The 20,366-nt window shown below is 63.2% G+C and carries 12 protein-coding genes; 4 read left to right on the top strand and 8 right to left on the bottom strand.

Features of this window, described 5'->3' with window-relative positions:
* Positions 1 to 4: 4 nt before the first annotated feature.
* On the bottom strand, positions 5 to 526 hold the full coding sequence (locus KOR34_RS00805) for a sigma-70 family RNA polymerase sigma factor (RefSeq protein ID WP_146561314.1): 522 nt from the start codon (positions 524 to 526) through the stop codon (positions 5 to 7).
* A 426-nt stretch (positions 527 to 952) separates the two neighbouring features.
* Here KOR34_RS00805 and KOR34_RS00800 point away from each other — a divergent pair, with 426 nt between their 5' ends.
* The 4 genes from KOR34_RS00800 to KOR34_RS00785 all read left to right on the top strand — a co-directional run bounded on the left by KOR34_RS00800 (position 953) and on the right by KOR34_RS00785 (position 8,275).
* Complete coding sequence (locus KOR34_RS00800; RefSeq protein WP_146561312.1) at positions 953 to 1,867, top strand: hypothetical protein; 915 nt, start codon at positions 953 to 955, stop codon at positions 1,865 to 1,867.
* Between the two features lie 118 nt (positions 1,868 to 1,985).
* The gene (locus tag KOR34_RS00795) at positions 1,986 to 4,250 is read left to right on the top strand and encodes a BNR-4 repeat-containing protein (protein ID WP_146561310.1); all 2,265 of its coding nucleotides are present in this window, start codon (positions 1,986 to 1,988) and stop codon (positions 4,248 to 4,250) included.
* A gap of 38 nt (positions 4,251 to 4,288) precedes the next feature.
* Positions 4,289 to 7,246 carry a hypothetical protein gene (locus KOR34_RS00790; RefSeq protein ID WP_146561308.1) on the top strand — a complete coding sequence of 986 codons (2,958 nt, stop codon included), beginning with the start codon at positions 4,289 to 4,291 and terminating at the stop codon, positions 7,244 to 7,246.
* A gap of 42 nt (positions 7,247 to 7,288) precedes the next feature.
* Positions 7,289 to 8,275 (top strand): DUF1559 domain-containing protein, encoded by a 987-nt coding sequence (locus KOR34_RS00785; RefSeq protein ID WP_197531019.1) that lies wholly within the window; start codon positions 7,289 to 7,291, stop codon positions 8,273 to 8,275.
* A 652-nt stretch (positions 8,276 to 8,927) separates the two neighbouring features.
* Here KOR34_RS00785 and KOR34_RS00780 read toward each other — a convergent pair.
* From KOR34_RS00780 to KOR34_RS00750, 7 genes are all read right to left on the bottom strand, one after another.
* Positions 8,928 to 10,211, bottom strand: a complete 1,284-nt coding sequence (locus tag KOR34_RS00780; RefSeq protein WP_146561304.1) for a sulfatase family protein — start codon at positions 10,209 to 10,211, stop codon at positions 8,928 to 8,930.
* Positions 10,212 to 10,398: 187 nt separating this feature from the next.
* Positions 10,399 to 12,282, bottom strand: coding sequence for an alpha-L-rhamnosidase-related protein (locus KOR34_RS00775; RefSeq protein ID WP_197531018.1), 1,884 nt, complete (start codon positions 12,280 to 12,282; stop codon positions 10,399 to 10,401).
* Positions 12,283 to 12,588: 306 nt separating this feature from the next.
* Entirely contained in the window at positions 12,589 to 13,599 is a 1,011-nt protein-coding gene (locus tag KOR34_RS00770; protein WP_228714635.1) for a FecR domain-containing protein, read from the bottom strand.
* A 535-nt stretch (positions 13,600 to 14,134) separates the two neighbouring features.
* On the bottom strand, positions 14,135 to 14,680 hold the full coding sequence (locus tag KOR34_RS00765) for a sigma-70 family RNA polymerase sigma factor (RefSeq protein ID WP_146565735.1): 546 nt from the start codon (positions 14,678 to 14,680) through the stop codon (positions 14,135 to 14,137).
* A 692-nt stretch (positions 14,681 to 15,372) separates the two neighbouring features.
* Positions 15,373 to 16,923: a sulfatase gene (locus KOR34_RS00760; protein WP_146561298.1), complete on the bottom strand. Its 1,551-nt coding sequence runs from the start codon at positions 16,921 to 16,923 to the stop codon at positions 15,373 to 15,375.
* A gap of 37 nt (positions 16,924 to 16,960) precedes the next feature.
* Positions 16,961 to 17,725: a 3-keto-disaccharide hydrolase gene (locus tag KOR34_RS00755; protein ID WP_146561296.1), complete on the bottom strand. Its 765-nt coding sequence runs from the start codon at positions 17,723 to 17,725 to the stop codon at positions 16,961 to 16,963.
* A gap of 319 nt (positions 17,726 to 18,044) precedes the next feature.
* On the bottom strand, positions 18,045 to 20,228 hold the full coding sequence (locus KOR34_RS00750; RefSeq protein ID WP_228714634.1) for an alpha-L-rhamnosidase: 2,184 nt from the start codon (positions 20,226 to 20,228) through the stop codon (positions 18,045 to 18,047).
* Positions 20,229 to 20,366 lie beyond the last annotated feature (138 nt).

Raw genomic sequence — 20,366 nt, 5'->3', positions numbered from 1 at the left:
GGTGCTAGGCAAGCGATCGGTCGACGCACCGGCGGAGCAGCCCGTGAACCCGGGCCAGGCTCCGGTACACCGAGTGTACCGACCTCTGATAGTGAGCCGCGAGCTCTTTTGGGGCCAGGGCGCTGAAGTACCTGTCCTCTACCAGCTGCCGATCCTCTGGGGGCAGCTTCTTGAGGCAGCTCACCAGTGCGTTTTCCCGCTGATCGGTCGCGTCCGCCCGGCGGGCCAACTCGTCACGCAGGAGTTCGATAACGTCATCGCCGACGGTCGCCGCGCGCCGCTGCTGCCGACGGAGCCGCATCACCTCGAGGTACGCCACACGACACGCCCAGGCGTAGAAGGTTCCAATGGATGGGTCGAAGTCGTCGTACTTCTTCCACAGGACCACGCTGGTGTCCTGCATCACGTCGTCCGCGTCGACGTGATTGAACGTCAGCGACAAGACAAACCGGTAGAGCCTGCGGTAGTCCTCGGCAAAGCGCCTCAGGAAATCGCTGTGCTTGGAGTTGTCGGTCTCTGACTCCATTTGACCACGCGTGTTGACGGGCTGCGGGCGACCTGATTTGGTTAGCGAATGGCGCGCGACGGGCCGCCGCCCGCACTGCCCAGCCGCGCCGGCGCAGAATTCGTGGAGCGGCTCCTACCTACCACTACGCGCCAGTGCCGGGCAGATTTGCGGCGAAACTCAGAAATCCGCAAAACTATTGGCTGGAACTGCAATTCTGAAAAACTTTCCAATTCTTCCGCAAAAGATCTGCCTCGAGCGGAGAAGCATAGGTAGGCCCGGGTCCCGCCGACGGGTGCTTTCGCGGGCACCCGAGTTGATTCCAACTTTCGCATTGCTGCCGACGCCACTCCTTCGCCCTCCCTTCCCCACCGCGGCGCCCCTGTCCGGGCAGTTTCTCCTTCAGATCTACTTCCATCGACTCCTACTCCTTGAGACTCGCATCTAATGAACCCTAAGCACTCGTTGACGTCGATCGGCATCGCCCTGGTCATCTCGGCCCCCTTGTTCGCGGCAGATATATCGCTGACTGCAGACGATGGATTTGGCGCTTCCTCGTTCAACTCGGCCGGAAACTGGTCGGATTCGCTAGCCCCCGCCCTTGGCAACGACTACTTCACCGGCGACTTCCGGGTACGGACCCCTGCAGACGGTGGCAGCTACACCTTCGGAGGCGACTCGCTAACGGTGAACAACACCGGCGACCCGCTTTTCGGACTGAGCTACAAGGGCACAGGTGACACCGGGACGATCACCGTTGCCAACCTGATCCTCGACGGTGGTTCGATCAACCACATCAATGGCGGGGGCGACATATTCAACCTGGCAGGGGCCATCAGCGTAGTCTCCGACTCGGTGATCTATGCCAAGCAGGGGCCCATCAATGTGCTGGCGGACTTGAGCGGTTCGGCCACCATTACCAACCCTGGCTCGGACGACGCGGGCCGCACGCTAACACTGCAGTCGTCGTCCAACACATTCAATGGCAGCATTGTGAATAGCGGCCGCTTTGCCCTGGCGGATGGCGCCAACTTGAACTTCGTCATCGGCGCTAGCGGGGTCAATAATTCGGTCACTGGCGTCGGGCCAGAAACGGTGTTCAACGGACTGTTCAACTTCGATCTTTCCGGGGCCAGTGCAGCGCTGGGGGACTCGTGGATGATCGCCGGCGCCGACAACCAGTCCTTCGGAGACAGCTTCGCCGTCGCCGGTTTCACGGCCAACGGCGATGTGTGGAGCAACGGCGCCTACCGGTTTAGTGAGAGCACGGGCGTGCTGAGCGTTGTGCCCGAGCCAGCCTCCGCGCTGATGGGGATCGTGGCTGGGCTCGGGTTAGTTACGGTGCGGCGTAAGCGAAGCTAGTTGAAGATGGGGCAGCGGCGGCGGCGCCTGCGTCGTGACCCTCACGGCGCAGGCGTTCCCCGCGTGCGTTGCGGAATGGAATAACTGAAGATTCTGTCTGCTACTGGAATAGTGCATCTTGGCTGATTGGCTTAAGCATCTCCTGGTCACGTCGACCTTTGTCGGCGTCGGGGCCACCGCCCACGCACAAACGGCGGTGGCCCCGGGGCTTGTTGAGTTCAACGACAACGGCGCCTGGTCGTGGTTCGAGGACGAGCGCGCCGTGATCGACGCCGCCGCCGGTAAGCTGTTGGTCAGCTCGGTGGCGGACGGCTCGGGGCCGGGCGGCGCCCAGCGGAACGGCGACGTCGACATGGTCTCGTACGACCTGAACAGCGGCGCCGTCGAGCGGTTCGTCCTCAACCACGGCCTGCAGGACGACGACCACAACTCGGCGGCCCTCTACCGACGCTCCGACGGCCGGTACGTGGCCATGTACGGCGGCCACCTGACGGACAACCTGTCCCGTTGGCGTGTCAGCGACCAGGCCGGCCAGATTGACTCGTGGAGCAGCGAGGCCACGTTCAACAACGGCGCGGCCATGACGTACTCCAACCTGCACTACCTGCCAGCGGACTCGCAGGGCGCCGGCCGGCTCTACAACTTTGTCCGGAGCGTCAACTTCGACCCCAACATCCTGGTGTCCGACGACGAGGGGCTGACCTGGTCGTACGGCGGCAAGTTGCTGAGCGAAGGCGGTTCGGGCGACCGCCCCTATGTCAGCTACGCGTCCGACGGAAACCGCATCCATCTGATTACCACTCAGCGGCACCCCCGCAATTGGGACAACAGCGTGTTCCACGGGTACATCGAGGACGGGGTGCTCTACAACTCGGCGGGCGCCGTTGTCGACGCCGACCTGCTTGACGCGTCGGCGGCCGCCCCGAGTTCGCTCACGAGTGTGTTCCAGACCGGCCAGTCGTTCGGCGGGACCACGATGCGACGGGGCTGGACGGTTGATGTCGCGATCGACGCCGGCTCGCCGGTCGCAGTGTTCCAGGCCCGCGCCGAGGACGACGACCGCGACCACCGCTTCTTCTACGCCCGCTGGGATCAGAACGAGTGGGTCGTGAACCAGATGGCGTACGCGGGCGAGCACCTGTACGCCGCCGAGAACGACTACACCGGGCTGGTCGCGATCGACCCGGCCAAGCCGGGCACGGTGTACCTGTCGTCCGACGTTCACCCGGGCACCCAGGCGCGGCTGTTCGGTGCCGACGGCGAGCAGCACTACGAGCTGTTCCGGGGCGACACTACCGACAACGGCGTCACGTGGCGATGGACCCCGCTGACGTTCAACTCGACGGAAGACAACGTGCGTCCGATCGCGCCCCAGTGGGACGCCGAGAACTCCGCCGTGCTGTGGATGCGGGGCGACTACAACACCTACCAGGACTACAACACCAAGGTCGTCGGCCTGATCAACCCGGAGGCCACCGTGAAAGAAGGCGGGCTGAAGGTCGACTTTGGCCTCAACGGCCAGCAGACACAGTCGGGCTTTCTCGAGTTCTCCCGCCCCGAGTCCACCACCGGCCCGTTGTCGGCTGCATTCGACTCGCCGCTGTCTGGCTCAGCGGGCGGGCAGGTCGAGGTGGCGCTTTCCTCCGGTCAGTTCCGCGACCGCGGCGACGGCGCGTCCGGGCCGCTGGCCGACATCGCAGATGACTTCGTGTTTGGCGATAGCGCGATTGACCTGACGCTTGGAAGCCTGGCCGAGGGTGACTACCAGCTCGTGCTCTACTCGCACGATCAGGATTTCGCCCAACCCGCGTTTGCAATCGGGCTGGGGGGACGCGGGCTGGGGCAGATCGCCACCACCACCGGCGCCGACCAGCCGCTTGGCATCGCCAGCTCGCGGGTCACCTTCCGCAGCGACGGCGCCGGGCCGGTGACGCTGTCACTCACCTCCACCGACGGCGGGCCGGTGGTGCTCAACGGGTTCGAGCTCCTCGCCAGCAGCGGCTATGACTACCCGCCGCCGGTAGACCTCAACGGCGACGGCCAGCTCGACTTCGACGACTACCTGCAGCTCACACAAGAGCTCCACACCCTGGTTCTCGATGGCCAACCGGCGGCGGCCGACCTGAACGGCGACCAACGCATCGACTTCGTCGACTTCAGCCTGTTCCAAACCGCGTACAACAACTGGAACGGCCCTGGCGCCCTGGCCGCCGACACGGCGCGCGCCGCGCCCGAACCGTCCGCAGCCTGGCTGACCGCGGTCACCACGATCGGCGCGGGCGCCTTCCGCGCTACGCGTCACCGCTGCCGCTTCGCCCACCGACAAGCGATTAGGCGTCAATTTTTTTTAATCCCGACACGGCCCGCTAGCGGCCGTTGGTAACGACTACTTCTTCACCCCCCTATTCTAAGGCGACGATGATGAAGACATCCATGACAGCAAGAGCCGCTCGGCAGACGGCGGTCGCGTTCTTCTTGACGATAGCCGCGGGCCCCGCCTGCTGGTCTCAGGGCCTTACCTATGTTGACGCGGACGACGGCTTCTTCAGCTTGTCGACCAATGTCTCGCCGCTCTCGGCGTTCGAGCTGTCCGGCAGCGTCAACTCCACCGACAACCTGTGGCACCTGCGTGAGGTGCCGGCCTACGAGGACACCACCGGCGTCCAGTTCCTCTACGAGGCGACCGGCAACTCCGCCGAGGGCGGCGAGGACGTGCCGGAGGTGATGCAGACGATCTCGGGCCTCACCAGCGGCGTCAGCTACGACCTCTACGCCGTGTACTGGACCAACGGTGAGAGCTGGGTCATCCAGACCGGCACCACTAGCGGCAACCTAACCTTCTACGACGCCTTCGGGACGAAAGCGAACGCCACCGCGGGCGTCGCGGCCGGTTCGGCCGTGTGGTCGTCGCCCCCGCTGATCGACGGCGCCGCCGCGTTCACCTCCGAGGACCGCACCGCCTACCTGGGGTACGCCGGCACGGTGGTCGCCGACGCCAATGGCGAGGCGACTCTGTTTGTCGACGACAACCCTGGGGGCGGGACCGGCAGCGGCGACCGCACCTGGTGGGACGGCGCCGCCTACATCGAGTCGTCGTTTGAGATCGCGCCGATCGCGCAGATCAACCGCGCCGACGGGACGCTCACCCTCAGCAACGACACCGGCCAGCCGCTGGAGTTCACCTCGATCTCCATCACCTCAGCCGCCGCCGGGCTGGATGCGGCCGAGTGGACCACCATTACCGACAACTACGACCAGGGCGCCGCCGGCGGCGTTGACACCGACGCCTGGGAAGTCACCGCCCCGGTAGACGCCCCGCTGCCCAACTTCACCGGCGCCCTGACAGAGATCGAGTCGGCGACCGGCGCGGGCGGCGCGTCGCTCGCCAGCGGGTCGTCGCTGGACCTCGGCGCCGTGTGGCAGGACACCATCTACGACGACGTCCAGGTCGCGTTGACGCTGGCGTCGGGCACGACGCTCACGCTGGCCGCCCAGTACACGGGCGACGCCCACCTGCCGGGCGACTTCGACAACAGCGGCGATGTCACCCTGGCCGACTACCTGACGCTGTCGGCAAACCTCCACACGGACATCGCCGGCCTTGGGCAGGCGGAGTCGTACCTGCTGGGCAACATGAACGGCGACGGCGTCATCGACTACGGTGACTTCGTGGCCTTCAGCAACGCGTTCCCCGGCAACCTGCAGGCGGCGATTGACGCCGCCGCGGCGCCGGAACCGGGCGCGGTTTCGCTGCTCCTGGGCGCCGTGTTCGCGTGGCTCACCGGCCGCCGGCCGCAGCGTCTGGCCCTGGCGTGGGCGGTCGCGCGACAGAACAACCAGCAACGTCTCCTTGGGAAGGCTTGTTCGATGCGTCAGATCTCCACCCCCGTTCTCGCGGCGGCGTTTGTCGCCCTCGCCCTGCTGCCCGCCGCCCAGGCGGCCGACGTTTCCCTCAACGCCGACGACGGGTTTGGCGCTAGTTCGTTCAACGCCGCCGGCCAGTGGTCCAACGGCCAGGCGCCCGCGGCGGGCAACGACTACTTCACCGGCGACTTCCGGGTCCGCACGCCCGCCGACGGAGGGAGCTACACCTTCGGCGGCGATTCGCTGACCATCAACAACAACACGGAACTCACCGATGGCACGCTGTTCGGCCTCAGCTACAAAGGCACCGGCGCCGAGGGCACCATCACCATCGACAACCTGATCCTCGACGGCGGTTCGATCAACCACATCAACGGCACCGGGGACATCTTCAACCTGGCCGGCTCGATCAACGTTGTTTCCGACTCGGTGATCTTCGCCCGCCAGGGTCCGATCAACGTGCTGGCGGACGTCAGCGGATCGGCCACTATCACCAACCCGGGCTCCGACGGCGCGGGACGGACGCTGACGTTCCAGTCATCGTCCAACACGTTCGACGGCGACATCATCAACAACGGCCGCTTCGCGCTGGCGGCCGGCGCCAACCTAAACTTCACGATCGGCGCCAGCGGCGTGAACAACTCGGTCACCGGCGCCGGCGCAGAAACCATCTACGACGGCGTGTTCAACCTGGACCTCTCCGGGGCTAGTTCGAACAACGGCGACTCGTGGGCGATCGCCGCGGCCGACAACCAGACCTTCGGCGGCAACTTCAGCATCGCCGGTTTCGCCGACCTCGGCGATGTCTGGGTCGGCGACGGCTACCTCTTCGACACCGCCACCGGGGTGCTCTCGGTCGGCGAGGGCCCCGAGCGCCTCACCCTCCGCGTGATGAGCAACGGCCAGATGCAGATCGTCAACGATGGCGACTCCGCCAGCTACGACATCAACTACTACGAGATCCGCAGCGAGTCCGGCGCCCTGACCACCTCCGGGTGGAGCGGGATCGACGGCGGCGCGGCGCCCTCGGAGGTTTCGTGGGAGCAGGCGGGCGGGAGCGACGCCAACCTGCTCGCCGAGACCAACCTAAGCGGATCGGCCGCGTTCGGCCCGTCGGACTCCTTGTCGCTGGGCGGCGGCTACGCCGGCCCAACCGCGGACGACCTTGAGTTCTACTACGGCGCCCCCGGCAGCGACCAGCTGGTGCGGGGATACATAGAGTTTGTCCAGTCGGCAGGCCTGCCGGGCGACTTCAACTCCGATGGCATTGTCAACGCCGCGGACTACACCGTCTGGCGCGACGCCCTCGGTGGTCCCGACGACGAAGACACCGCCCTGGGAATGAACGGCGACGGCTCCGGGGTGGTCGACCAGGGCGACTACAACCTGTGGCGTCAGAACTACGGCGCAACCTCAGCGCCGGAGGCCGGGGCGACCTCGACTCCGGAGCCCGCCAGTGCGGTGCTGGTCGCCGTGGCCACGCTCGCCGGCGTCCGCCGTCGACGCCGTGGCTAGGGCGGACCGCTCTGAAAAATCAGCACAGGAGTACAGATGCGAATGGAACCGAAAAAGAAGCATCGTCCAGCGTTCACCCTGGTCGAGCTCCTAGTCGTAATCGCCATCATTGGCGTGCTGATCGCGTTGCTCCTCCCGGCCGTTCAAGCGGCCCGGGAGGCCGCGCGGCGGATGAGTTGCTCGAATCAACTACGCCAGATCGGCCTAGCGTGCCACAGCTACCACGACACCCACAAACGGCTGCCGACCGCCGGCGGCATTGTGGAGGACGGAACCAACCGTGCGACGGGGCTGAGCTACCTGGGGCAGATTCTGCCGTACATCGAAGAGGCCTCGCTCCGCGACCTGGTAGACGACACCGCTCTATGGGCAGCGCCGGAGAATCAGCGTGCCCGCGAAACGCCTGTCGGCCTGTTCATGTGCCCATCCACCGGCGCCGAGCTCTCGTGCAATGTTGGGCCCATCGGCGGCGTGACGGACGTGCGGGAGAACTCCGACCTCCGCGCGCACTACGTTGGCATCATGGGCGCCAAGACGTCCTGCCCGCTCTCTTCCAGGGCCCAATGGCCGGAGTCGGGCCACACCATTGAGAGCTGCGGCGCCAGCGGCGGCCTGGCCGACAACGGCGTGATCGTGTTCAACGACAAAATCGCCTTCAAGAAGGTCATCGACGGCACATCCAAGACAATCATGGTCGGCGAACAAGCCTGGGAGTGCGGACCGATGCGGACCTGGATCGTCGGCACACTCGATGTCAACAGCGGCCCGACCGGCGCCAACCACGGTTACCTCCACAACGCCAAGAACGTGCTATGGCCGATGAACACCGCCTACATGCCAAAGCCGGGCGAACCGCCCACGCCCTATCAGAACAATGACACCAGCCTCGGCAGCCAGCACGTCGGGGGAGCGCTCGTCATGCTGACCGACGGCTCCGCACAATTCCTCCGCGAAGACGTGGAACTTGACACCCTCAAAGCAATGTGCACCCGAGGAAATGAAGAGACCTACGAGCCCCCTTTCAGTTAACCGGCGTACCCACAATGAGCTGCACTTGAATGGCCTAAGCTATCGGCGCAGCAGCCACGCACGCCCGAGTTGGCCCGAGCTACTCTGCCTCGCCGTGCTTTTCAGCGTGGCAGGATGCGGCGGCTCTGATGAGCTCACCGTGGTTAGAGGGCGGGTGCTGCTGGATGGCAGTCCGCTTCCGCACGGCTCAGTTTCCACTCTGCCCGATCACGGGCGAGGGGCGGTTGGCGTCATTAACGACGACGGCCGATTCGAACTCAGCACGCGCGGAGTCGGCGATGGTCTGCGGCCCGGCACACACCGTGTAGCGATCGTCGCGTTTCGAGATCCAACCGGCAAGTCGCTCGAAGGACGCCGGGACCTCCTCACCCCCGCCCGTTACAGCAGCCCCGCCACGTCAGGGCTGTCCATTGATGTGGTTCCCGGCGAGTCGAGCGACGTCACTCTGGAACTCACCTCGCGATTGGATCAGTAAGCAGCCTGTCGAATGCACGCCTGCTGTGAAGCGTCTCCCCTCCGTGGCGTCTTCACTAGCGCGTCGATCTGCGGCCACCCGAGGCGTCGACGGCTATGAGCCCAGCTAAGCGTCACAGTTTCAGTGGGTGGCGTCTGAGGCTGACCTCGCTCCGGCTAGTGACCTCGCCAACCGTTGTCAACGAGCGGCCGCTTTCAGCGTCGAGAAGCGCTTCCGCATTTCTTGGAGTTTGGCTTGAGAGGCGGGGTCAGCGGCAACGTCACTCTCCTCTGACGGGTCCGTTCTAAGGTGGAACAACTGCTCCCGGTCAAAGTCGGGCCAGTAGATGTATTTCCAGTCCTTGCGGACGAGCGCCTCGGACGCCGGAATGAAATCCGTGCTCTTCAGGGTAGGGTGCTCGTAGAAGAACTCTTCTCGCCAAGGCGGCGCGATATCGTCGAGGTAGAGCGGGCCGATGTCGGCACCCTGCATCGACTCCGGCACGTCAATCTGGGCGGCCGCCAGTATTGTCGGTGCGATGTCGACATTCAACGTGATCTCGTCAGTCGTCGTCCCACGCGACCTCGGGGACATTCTGGGATCGCGAATAATCAGCGGAACGCGGATGCTCTCCTCATGGGGGTACCACTTGTCCGCCAAACCGTGCTCGCCATGGAAGTAGCCGTTGTCGGTCGTGAACACTACTAGCGTGTTGCTGGCGGCTCCCTGCTCGTCGAGCTCATCGAGGATCCGCCCACAGGCGGCGTCGACTTCGCTGACCAAGCGATAGTAGTTCTTCATCATCGCTTGGTACTTTGCGGGCGTATCAAACCGCCACCGCCATCTTACGCGCCCCTCATTCTTCGCTGTCGCGATGAAGCTCGGGAGTCGCTCGAACGACTCCTGCGTTGCGTTGACGGGCGTTGGCACCGATGTGCGTCCATATAGTTCTGTGCTCTCAGGCTGCGGCAGGTATTGCGCCGGGTTGGCGTCTTCGGCATGTGGTGCAAAGAATGCAACGGTCAAGCAGAACGGCTTAGACATGGGACGAGCCCTTAAGAACTCGATAGCGTCGTCGCAGTTCTTCTGCGTGACGTGGACCCTTTGACCGCCGGGCTGCCTCACCCAATGGGTCCCGTAGTAAGAGCGGGAGAAATCAAACCGTCCGGCGGGGATATTGCCGTTGTGCCACTTCCCGACATGCCCGACGAAGTATCCGCTGTTCCGCAGGGCTCCCGGGTAGGTCGCGTTCCAGGCCGTTTTCCACGGCCGGAATGCGCGATTGCCGTGACGCGACATCCACTGGCCGGTGAAGAGCGACGCGCGACTGACGCCACAGATTGAAGTCGTTACGCAGTTGTGCGTGAACCGAACGCCGCTGCTTGCTAGCTCATCCAGCACTGGCGTTTCGACGACAGGATTGCCGGCAACGCCCAGCGTGTCGTACCGCCAGTCGTCGGCATAGAGGACGAGGATACTCATCGGTGCGGCTGCGGGTGCAACGTCATCGTTGCCGCAGACTTCGCCGACGGCCGTCAGCAGCGGCCACAGAACAGCCAGCCGTAGAAACCCTGGGATCCTTGATCTGTGCACACTCGCTCCAAGGTTTGGTCGCCGGCGCTAGTCCGGCATGTCGCCTACAACCGACATGCGCAATCGCCCCAGTGACCTAGGGGCCTGCGATCACCTGGACATCATACGCTGCCCCACCTTGGAGCTCATCGCTGAGAATCCAGTATCCGTCGACCAGGTCAGCTTCAACAACATTATCGTTGATGGAAACACCTCGGGCGCCCGGCGCCGTCGGCGCCATCACCGAAGCGGTTACTCCTTCGGGGAGCCTCAACTCCAGCCGCAAGGTCTCGTCATGCTTCCAGTCTACTAGGATCGCACCGTGTGGTGTCGGCACCTTGCCGTGAGCGTACGACAGCCCGCTCAGATTGGGGCGAATGATCACGTGCTTCCACCCCGGCGCTCCCGACTGAACTCCCAGCACGTAGCGGGGAAGAAGGTTCGCCGGCGCCGCTCCCCAGGCATGATTCCAGTCGAGGTTTGGTTTGACCGTCTCGCTCCAGGCCTCCCAGGTGATTGTCGCGTCGGCGTCGAGCATGGTGCGCCAGCTCCTACCGCCCGGCGCTACCATCATCGCGACCGCGGCCTCGCCTGCACCATTCTCGAACAGCCCCTCAAGCAGGTACTGGGCGGCGTAGACAGAGCAGCGCATGCCGCGATTCGCCACCCAGTCCGTTACACCCCGTCGGTGCTGCATGGGAACGAGACCAAACGCAAGTGGAAAGAAGTTTGCGTGCTGCGACGTGTGGTCTACGTGGATGCCATCACGGAACAGGCATTCCTCATTGTCGAAGAGTTCCAGAAGGAAGGCTTCTTTACCCTCCACAAACCTCTGGCGGTAGTGCTCTGCGTCCGCGTGCGCACCCGCGACGTCAGCAAGGACGGCGAGCTTTTCGATGGCTGCTAGGTGGAAAGAATTGACAACGGTGTTGACTTCCGACCGAACATAGCCGTCTCGCTCGGATGGTGGCCAATCGATAATGTCGTTCCAATCTATCTGCTTCTTGTTGCTATGCACTAGCCCGGTTGAGCCGAGCCGTTTAGAAAGCGCCTTTGGTTTCAGTATGACGTAGTTATTTCTTACCCACTCTGCATCGCCGTTGTGCATCCAGTCTGCATAGGCCATGAAGATCAGGTGAGGCGCCCACTCCGTTGGCCAAGTCGGGTGCTTCACCAACCATTCAAACGTCTGCCTCGCTGCTGTTGGATCGCCGTTGACGTAGTAGTCGCTGATCTGGTTCAGATAGGCGTCGGCTTCATAGGGAATGCGTTCGCGATCTCCATCCACGTAGATGCCGGTGAATAGCGTCGCCTTGATCGAGTACCGGCAGAGGTCCCAAACTCGGTTGATAGTCGTGTCGGAGCATGAGAAGTAGGCAGCGTCTGCGTCCCAATTCTTCGGGAAAGACACGCGGCGTGTTAGGGCGTCGATTTCGATCGCCTCGATGTCGCCCTCGATCTCCACCCATCGAAAGGGCGTAAGAACGCCCCATTCGGGCGGGGTAAGCACGGCTGGGGGAACTACCTGACCGGTCGCCGCATTGTGGCTTCCCTGCTGAGTATTCCTACGATCCGCCTCTGGGGCCACGATCTCGATGGCCCCCGGAGTTAGCTTCGCCTGAACTTCACTGTATCGGACCGTGCCTGGTGGATTGCGGTCCACCAGCTGATCTTCGAGCTTCTCTCCGAACCGTACGGTCAACGCGCCCTCGATTTCCCGGGACGCCGACAGTTCGAGGTTGCCAAAAGCAACGCGCCCAAAGTCGATCAAGAGTGAACCCGAGCCATGGCGAACGATTGAATTCGGACGCTGTCGTTCAAGGCAGATAGACCTGCTAGCAGGAACGGCGGCGCCGCCGTTGCTTGAACTAGTTCGCAGCGCGACAGACTGGCTCTGCGCCTGATCGATGGAGCCCGCGAGCACGGGTGCGAAGCACAAGAGCAATGCCACGATTCGGTTCGGCGCCTTGGAACGAGCCACGCCACACGGCGGCGGTGCAGTGAAACCGGAAGTCGAGTGTACGTGACGTGCCATGCCAACCTTGCAGCAAATCGTTGGAGAGTAGTCAGCCGACGGCCCCGGAGCGTCACCGCAGCCTGGTCACAGAGTTCCTTGCCTGAAGCCTTACGGATGAGCTGGATCTTCCGCGGCTTTGACGGTCCACAAGCAGCGGCGCGCCGATCGCGGAGGGCAGAGAGATTGGACGTGAGCCCGATCAACGCTGCAGCTCCGACTGAGTGGCCAGCGGGACGGCGCCCGAGCGCTCTTGGCCGAGGCCCCGCCATCTCATTTCATCAGCCTCTGCGGTGCGTAATGCGGCATACCCGCGATTCGTTCTTGACGCCCGAACGCGTACCACTCAACGCGGAGCGCCATTGGATTCGGGACATTCCTAGAAATGTCGGCTGTCTTCCCACGCATGAACCCGTTCCGCACATCGATCTCGATCACATTTCGCCCGCGAACGAGACCGTCGGTAACGTTGACGAATCGAAACTGAGGGTCGCGAAACAGCTGCCCCCCCACGTTGTCCACCCACGATTGAACCGGAACCTCCTTGCCGTTAACACGCACCTCGGCTACGCCGTTGTCAGCCAGGAACCGTCCGAAGAGCTGCATGGTGGAGAGATCGTAGTTCTGCAAGTCGAACTCGGTTGCGAACGTGTAGACCGAGTGCGGTGCGGCCGATTGCCAATCAACTATCGAGACCCACTGCGAGGAAGCGGGGTCGTTCGCCATATACTGTCGATGCGGGACGCAAACCGTAGCGTACTGAGGCCCTTCGAACGCGCCCTCGGGGCCCGCGATTATCCTCCAGTGCAGGTCCTCGTCCCCTTCGGCTAGGCCAACTCCTGTGTTGTTGAGCGCGACCGGGCGGTAGGCGCCCTTGGCGCCGAAGTCCAGGCCGCCAAGGATTCGGACAATGTCGTCCGGCCTAATGGTGTCAAGCCCGCCTCTCGTCGGGTCGCTCGAGACCTGCTGCCCCTCGGTGAGCAGCACCCCTCGCCGTCGACCGCCACCGGCGCCAGGGGTGTTTACTCGCACCATCCCCTTCAGGACGGTCGCCTCCGTCGTCATGCCGGGGTTTGCGGAGACGGTGAAGGTCGTTCCGAGGTCCACAACATCCATGTCCTCGGTCACCACCGTGAACCCCTTCGCCCACGGGGCGACGTCAACCGCGACCTTGCCGCTGTGCAGGCGGACACGGCTAGCGGAAACAAATGTCATTGAGCAGGGCGCTGCGGCGACAATCTCTGCCCCGAAGCCGACGCTGACGCGAGCAACTCCGCGGGTCATTCGCACCGATTCGCCCTCCAGGATCGCCTGCCCTATCTGAACAGGCGTCTGCTCCCATTGCACCCCTTCTGCGTAGGAAAGCGTAGCTACGGGCGCGGGCGGTCTTTGGATAACCGCAGCCACCACCGAATCAGCCCCTGGCTCTACCGGCGCGTCAGACTCGGCAATCGGTCCTCGCGGACGATCTGAACCAATCAGGGCGAACGTAGAGACCGTCAGCACGAGCGCCGCGGCAATCGTAACACACCAAGCCGCCACTGCACTGAACGTGTGCGAACGACGTCCACCGTTTGTTCGCTGTGAGGAGGCGTCTCGATCAGGCCTCCGGTGTTGTTGGTCTCCTCGCACCAGCGACGACAACCGCCGCATGACGCCGGCGTCCGCAATCTCGTGCATCGCCGCGTCGAGCTGCGAGTACCGGCGGAACAATTCGCGAGACGCCGCCGAAGCTATCAACTCTCGCTGGAGGAGCTCCGATTCCTGGTCGTTGATGCGGCCGCTTACCCACAGGTCAATCAGTCGCTTCAGTTCCTGATCAGACATCGCAGCCCTCCATGGCAATGGCCCGATTGACGCACCTCAACAGAGCCGCCCGCAGGCGCTGCACGACCTTGTAAAACGCCTGCTCGCTCTTACCGGTCGTCTTGGCAATCTCGCGCATAACGGCGCCCGGCGAGTAGACCTGCATTAGCAGATCCCGGTTTCGGGCATCCATCGATTGCAAGCACTTTTCGAGTTTCTGCTGACGGACTTCATCCAAGTCAGCCTGTTCGGCCTCGGAGGCCAAGACACCCCACAGGTCGTCTGAAAATACCAGCGGCGACCTGGCTAGGCGGCGCCGGTACACCATGGCCTCGTACCTGGCTATCGTAAGAAACCAGCCCCCGAATGCGGTGCCTTGCTCAAAGTCCGAGAACTTCCGCCACGCGACGAGACTTGCCTCTTGCATGACCTCCTCGACATCTGGCCATGACGGCAGCAGGCCGCGGAGGAACGCCCGCACGCGGGATTCGTGCTCTAGCAAGAGCTTTACGAATAGCTCGTACCGCTCGGGATCGCAGGTGATGTCTAGTTCTCCCATCGTCGTTTCACTACCGCTCAGCGGGAAAATGGACAATGAAAACCGCTTGTGAGTGAGGGAATCGGCGCTCCTGCGCCTAAGCCAGTCTATCTGCGAGCCTCACAGCGCACTAATCCCGCAAGACCAGGGGCCTACGCCGCAATGGATGCCCTGTGCCCGCCTTGCGGAGTTCACGTGAGGCCCGTCGACGTTGCCGCATTTGGCGCCACGGACGTGTTGTGGTGCCCACTATGCGGCCCTACACCCCGGCCTGCGGCTGGACGCACCCCCCTTGGTTGGCGGGGAAGCGACCAGCCCTAAAATGCGCTGAATCGCCAGACCGATTTCTCCGTCGCATCCGATTCGCTGTGCCGTCTGCAGACGACCCGCTCATCGGAACGGGAGGAAGCCAAGGTCCGTCGGATCACAGTCCTTGTCCGCACTGTTACTCCCGCTCTGTTGCACGTACGACCCTGTGACAGCGCGGCTCTGCGAGGAACTCGAGCCCTTCCAATCGGGCCCGCTGGCGAAATCGTTGCTCGGCTTGCTGGAGCGCGCGGCGTGCAGGCACACTGCGGTGGTCAGTCCTGATATCGAAAGCAACGTATGCAACTCACCGGGCAACCCGCGAAACCTCTCCCGCAATCGGCGTCACGTTAACTTGCAGAATGCGACTGGGGCCATCAGCCGCTAGCGTTGCTTGATTGTGCGCCCTAGGGTCGTCTCTGTTGCCTGCGAGGAGTCGTTGCTCCGCCGCGCACCTTTGCGCGCCCCTCTAGCTCGGGGCGGTATTTTGATGAGTCAAACTTCGGGTCGGGAAGAGGTCGCGCGGCGCCAGTGTCGACTAAGAACTCCTCGATTAGAGCATCTAGTTGGCGAACTCTCTCCGGGTGCTCATCCGCGACGTTACGCTCCTCGCCGAGGTCTTCGTTGAGATTGAACAGCTTGTAGCGGTGGCCGCCGCCCTCGGCCCCGTGGAAGATGCGAATCAGCTTCCAATCTCCTTGGTGCACGCTGATTGACGGGGGGAGCCAATCGGGAACGCGAGGAGAGTGGGGGAAGTAGGTGAAAACAGCGTCACGTTGCAGATAACCGCCACTTAACGCCGGCACGATACTGACGCCATCAATCACCTGCGCCGGACGGGCATCGATGGAGAGCATCTCCAGAAGGGTTGGATAGATGTCGCTGCTCTGAAAGAACTCGGTGCTACTGGAACGGCGCTCAACCGACCCGGAGTCTACGACGATAGCTGGCCCGCGGATTCCTCCTTCATAAACCGTGGCTTTCCCACCACGAAGCGGCGCGTTGTTGGTGGCGGCTACGCCATCGACCTCGTTGTACATGTTCCCGCCGTTGTCGGACGCGAAGACAATGATCGTGTTGTCGGAGAGGTGTAGCCGATCTAGCGCGTCGACGAGCGTTCCGACGGCGTCGTCCATGCTCTCAACCATCGCCGCGTAGGTCGGGCTCCGCTGCTGACCGCTGGGATCCAACCTCTCTCGATACTGCTCGACGAGGTTCCTCTTGGCGTCAAAGGGCGCGTGGACGCTAAACATCCAGTAGTTGAGGAAGAACGGCTCCTCTCGATGCTGCTCCAAGAAGGCGACCGCCTCCTTGGCCATACGATCCTCAATGTGTTCGTCCGGAATATCCGGGTCGGCATCAAAGTCCTTGAACTTCCAGGGCGCTACATAGCTACCCGCGGGTCCAGGGCCGGGGTGGTGCGGAACGTCAACTGAGAAGCCGTGCTCGAGGGGAGAAAAGGGCTGACGGCCCAGGTGCCACTTGCCGAAGTGGCCGGTCTGATAGCCGTTGTCGCGGAGCACCTCCGCAAGAGTGTCGTACTGCTTGCCAAGGCGCGACGCCGATGCGGGGACGGTCGTTCGCTGGTTGGGCGGCGCGGTGCGCGTCTCAGCAGCGTGAAGCCGGACGGCCGGCAGGTGGCAACAGGGAGAGGTGATCCCGTGCCGGGCCGGGCTCTGGCCCGTCATGATGCTCGCCCGCGTCGGCGAGCAGAGGGGGCTCGACGAATAATATCGAGAGAACGTCATCCCCCGCTCGGCAAGCCGCTGGATGTGCGGCGTGCGGTAGAAGTCGGTTGTGCCAAACAGCGTGGTGTCGCTCCAACCAAGATCGTCCGCCAGGATGAGGACCACGTTCTTCTTGGGGGCGGCATCCGCCACCTTTGTGTACAGGCAGACGAAGCACACCAAGGTGCCGAGCAGCACGCGGCGCCAGGTCGACTCGTGGACAAACGTCATGCGTCACCAACCTCCTACTCCGGAACAAAGAAAGCACCTACTGATCGGCGTACTCCTTTACCCGAAGGCCCCTCCAGAGCACGACTCCCTTCGCCCCTTTGTGAATCTGCAGGCCGAAGAATCCCGAGCGAAAACTACCATCGTCCACCCAGTGCGCAGCAGGCGCCCCATTCACCCAAGTCTTCACGACGTCGCCCACCGCGAGGACGGTCAGGCGGTTCCACTCTTCCGGCTTCAGCGCCGCACGAACAGCTTTATGCTCTGTCAGCCACAGCGGATAGAAAAAGCCGCCACAAGACTGGCCGTAGATCCCGCCTGACCAGTGCCGGTCCTTGGAGAAGCCTTCCATTTCGGCTTGCGGACCAAAGACGGTTTCATGCGAGCCACTACCAGGCCTTGAGCGGGCGCGGAACATGACACCGCTGTTGCCGTCTTCTTCCCACTTCATCTCACAGGTAAACAGGAAGTCCGCAAAGTTGCTCCGCGTCGTGCAAAGGTAGGTGCTTGGAGATCCCGGTTTGCACCGGCCGACAATCACTCCGTTGCGAACCTCAAACTCCGAATCCCCGCCCTTGCGTTCCCAACCTTCGAGGTCTTTGCCATTGAAGAGCGGTTTCGCTTCGGGCGGCTGCTTTGGTTCAGGGTCCGTATTCAGCCGCATTTCCTGCGGGCTCGGCGCGTTCGCCTGCTTCTTGTACTGCTCGTACCACCGCTTCTGACTCGGGTCGATCCCCGCCGACGAAGCGTCGTGCCCAGTGATGTAGATCGCTACGAATAGAGAAAGCATAATAGACTTAATCATTCGGCCTGTGCTCTTGCTCAATCGAAGTAGTGGAAAGTGTTCGGGGCATCAGTCGGGCAATTCGGCGGTCCTATCGGTTGCCCGGCCGCACAGCGTTCGTCAGCCACGTCACAGCCCCGTGAATCCGCGACTGCCCACAGTAGAACGATCAAGTCGCTCCGAACTGGACACGCTCGAGCTCGGTATAACCCGAGATTGTCGGTCGAACGCAGGCGGCAGCAGTCTTGGGCTTTAGACTTCAGTATCTTGCAAGAAGACAGGCGGCACATCCGCGTAGCGCCACAAGCATCCGCGGACGCTTTGCTAGGGCGCCGGATGCCTAGTCCGCCACAATCTCGTGTCGGCCCGGAGTCAACAAAAAGGTTGCACCGCCGTCACTAGAGGACAGCTCTGCGCCGCTCACGAGACGGACCTTCGACAGTTTGCCGTCCACCGATGGCGGGAGGAATGTGGCGGTTGTGTTGGGGGGAACCACCGCGACGATCAACAGCCGGTCGCCCTGCTCCTCCCAACCGCAGGATGCTCTCCCGTAAGGAGTATCCAGCGAAGCCGCCGCCGATGTCAGCGGTCCGCCGGGGTTCGGCTGGATAAAGAAGTGCTTGTAGCCCGGGCAGGATGGATCGGGAGCGAGGCCGGCGACTCGCTCGTACATCCACTGCCCGATCGCGCCGTAGGCGTAGTGGTTGAACGAGTTCATCCCAGCGTTGCCAAACCCGTCGTCATGGCTGTAGCTGTTCCAACGCTCCCACATCGTCGTGGCGCCTTGGTTGATGGAGTAGAACCAGGACGGGTAGGTCTCTTTGAACAGAATCTGGTAGGCCAGATCCGACCTCCCCAGCGAGTCGAGCTGAGGCGCCAGCAGCGGGGTGCCCAAGAATCCGGTGCGTAGGTGGCCGCCCGCCTGGTCAATCAACGCCACTAGGCTCTTCACTGCGGGCTCCCGCTGGCTTGAATCGAGCAGGTCGAAGGCAAGGGCCAGAAGGTATCCGGTCTGCGTTTCGTGCTTTGTGGCAAGCCGTCCGTCAGCATCAAAGAACTCTTTGGAGAACGCCCGCTTCACGTTCTGGTGCAACTCCGCATATGCATCGGCCTCGCTGTGACGTCCGAGAGCCGCCGCCGCGCGGCTCATCAGTTGTGCGCACCGCCCAAAGTACGCCGTGGCGATAAGGTCGAGCGGCGTGTCGGAGCGGGAGTTCTTAGTTTCTGGGTACGGTTGAAGCCAATCGCCGTACCCGGGCCTCTGCACTATGTATTCCTTAGCCTGATTCTCGTAGGCTTTCGTCCAACGAGCCATCAACTCGTAGTTCTCGTCGAGTATGCGGGTGTCGCCGGTGCGCACGTACACCTCCCACGGCCCGACAACGGCCACATCGCCCCAGCCAGGACTGCCGCCGTCTCCCGGAAGGGTGTTCGGCACCACGTTGGGAACGAGTCCCGCCGGAGACTGCTCTTGCCTGACGCTCTCCAGCCAACTCGCCCAGAACGAGTGGACGTCGTAGTTGAAGAGCGAGGTCGGACAGAACACCTGCGCGTCGCCGGTCCACCCAAGCCGCTCATCGCGTTGTGGGCAGTCGGTGGGGATGTCCAGGTAGTTGCCCCGTTGGCCCCACGTGATGTTGCTTTGCAGCTGGTTCAGCTTCCCGTGAGAAGAGACGAAGCTACCGGTCTTGTCGAAGTCCGAATGCAGCACAACGCCAGATACCCACCCCAACTGCGGCTCGGCGTCCTCCGGGACGCCGCTGATCTCAACGTACCGAAAGCCGTGGAATGTGAACGAAGGACTCCAGTCGGTGACGCCGTCGGTGGCCGGCACATACCGGTCCGTCGACTTCGCCCCCCGGTAGTTCTCGGTATAGAGCGAGCCGTCGGCATTCAGCATCTCGGCGTACCGGATGGTGATCGGGCTGCCGGTTTCGCAGGGCGTTCGCAGCCGTGGCCAGCCCACGATGTTCTGGCCGAGGTCGAACACGAACCGCCCCGGGCCAAGCCTGTTGACGTGAACCGACTCCAGCTCCTCAGTGGCGCGAACGGGGTGGTGCCGCTTAGGGGTTAGGCGGACTTTGGTGCCGACGGGTGTGGCGGTGACCCCCCGCCAAGAAGCGTCGTCGTAGCCAGGCTCGCTCCATCCCGGGAGCTCCTTCTTGGCGTCGTAGACCTCGCCATCGTAGATCCCAGAAAACCGAATCGGGCCCTCCGTGCAGGCGCGCCAGCGGCGATCGGTCACCACGGTCTCGCTCGATCCGTCGGTGTAGGTCACCTCAAGCTGGGCGATCACCTCGGGAAGAGCGAGCGGATAGACCTCTGTCTTCCTCATCATCCTGCCCGCATACCAGCCCTCGCCAAGAACTAGCCCGATCACGTTCTGCTTGGGCTCCAGCAGATCTGTCACATCGTAGGTGAGCGTCTCGATCCGTGAGTCGTACGGCGTCCAACCGGGCGTCATGTAGTCTTCCCCGACCCGTTCGCCGTTCAGGTACGCTTCAAACACGCCCTTCGCTGTTATGTGCAGACGGGTGACCAGCCCCCCCGGACAGTACCAGTATCTATGTTAAGGCCAGCAGGCCGCTCGCTTGGCTCGCTGTAGGCGTAGCCGGAAGCGAGCCAAGCGAGCGGATCGCCTCGGGGGCTGGGGGCCGGTAGC

This window comes from Posidoniimonas corsicana (assembly GCF_007859765.1).
GTDB classification, from domain to species: domain Bacteria; phylum Planctomycetota; class Planctomycetia; order Pirellulales; family Lacipirellulaceae; genus Posidoniimonas; species Posidoniimonas corsicana.
The sequence above is the reverse complement of the archived record's forward strand: the minus strand, read 5'-3'. Positions and strand labels throughout refer to the sequence as shown.

What these genes read in the sequence shown, in the direction of transcription:
- KOR34_RS00790 (WP_146561308.1), top strand. Translation starts at nt 4,289, where the DNA reads ATGAAGACATCCATGACAGCAAGAGCCGCTCGGCAGACGGCGGTCGCG.
- KOR34_RS00800 (WP_146561312.1), top strand. Translation starts at nt 953, where the DNA reads ATGAACCCTAAGCACTCGTTGACGTCGATCGGCATCGCCCTGGTCATC.
- KOR34_RS00785 (WP_197531019.1), top strand. Translation starts at nt 7,289, where the DNA reads ATGGAACCGAAAAAGAAGCATCGTCCAGCGTTCACCCTGGTCGAGCTC.
- KOR34_RS00760 (WP_146561298.1), bottom strand. Translation starts at nt 16,923, where the DNA reads ATGACGTTTGTCCACGAGTCGACCTGGCGCCGCGTGCTGCTCGGCACC.
- KOR34_RS00805 (WP_146561314.1), bottom strand. Translation starts at nt 526, where the DNA reads ATGGAGTCAGAGACCGACAACTCCAAGCACAGCGATTTCCTGAGGCGC.
- KOR34_RS00755 (WP_146561296.1), bottom strand. Translation starts at nt 17,725, where the DNA reads ATGATTAAGTCTATTATGCTTTCTCTATTCGTAGCGATCTACATCACT.
- KOR34_RS00770 (WP_228714635.1), bottom strand. Translation starts at nt 13,599, where the DNA reads ATGACCCGCGGAGTTGCTCGCGTCAGCGTCGGCTTCGGGGCAGAGATT.
- KOR34_RS00765 (WP_146565735.1), bottom strand. Translation starts at nt 14,680, where the DNA reads ATGGGAGAACTAGACATCACCTGCGATCCCGAGCGGTACGAGCTATTC.
- KOR34_RS00780 (WP_146561304.1), bottom strand. Translation starts at nt 10,211, where the DNA reads ATGAGTATCCTCGTCCTCTATGCCGACGACTGGCGGTACGACACGCTG.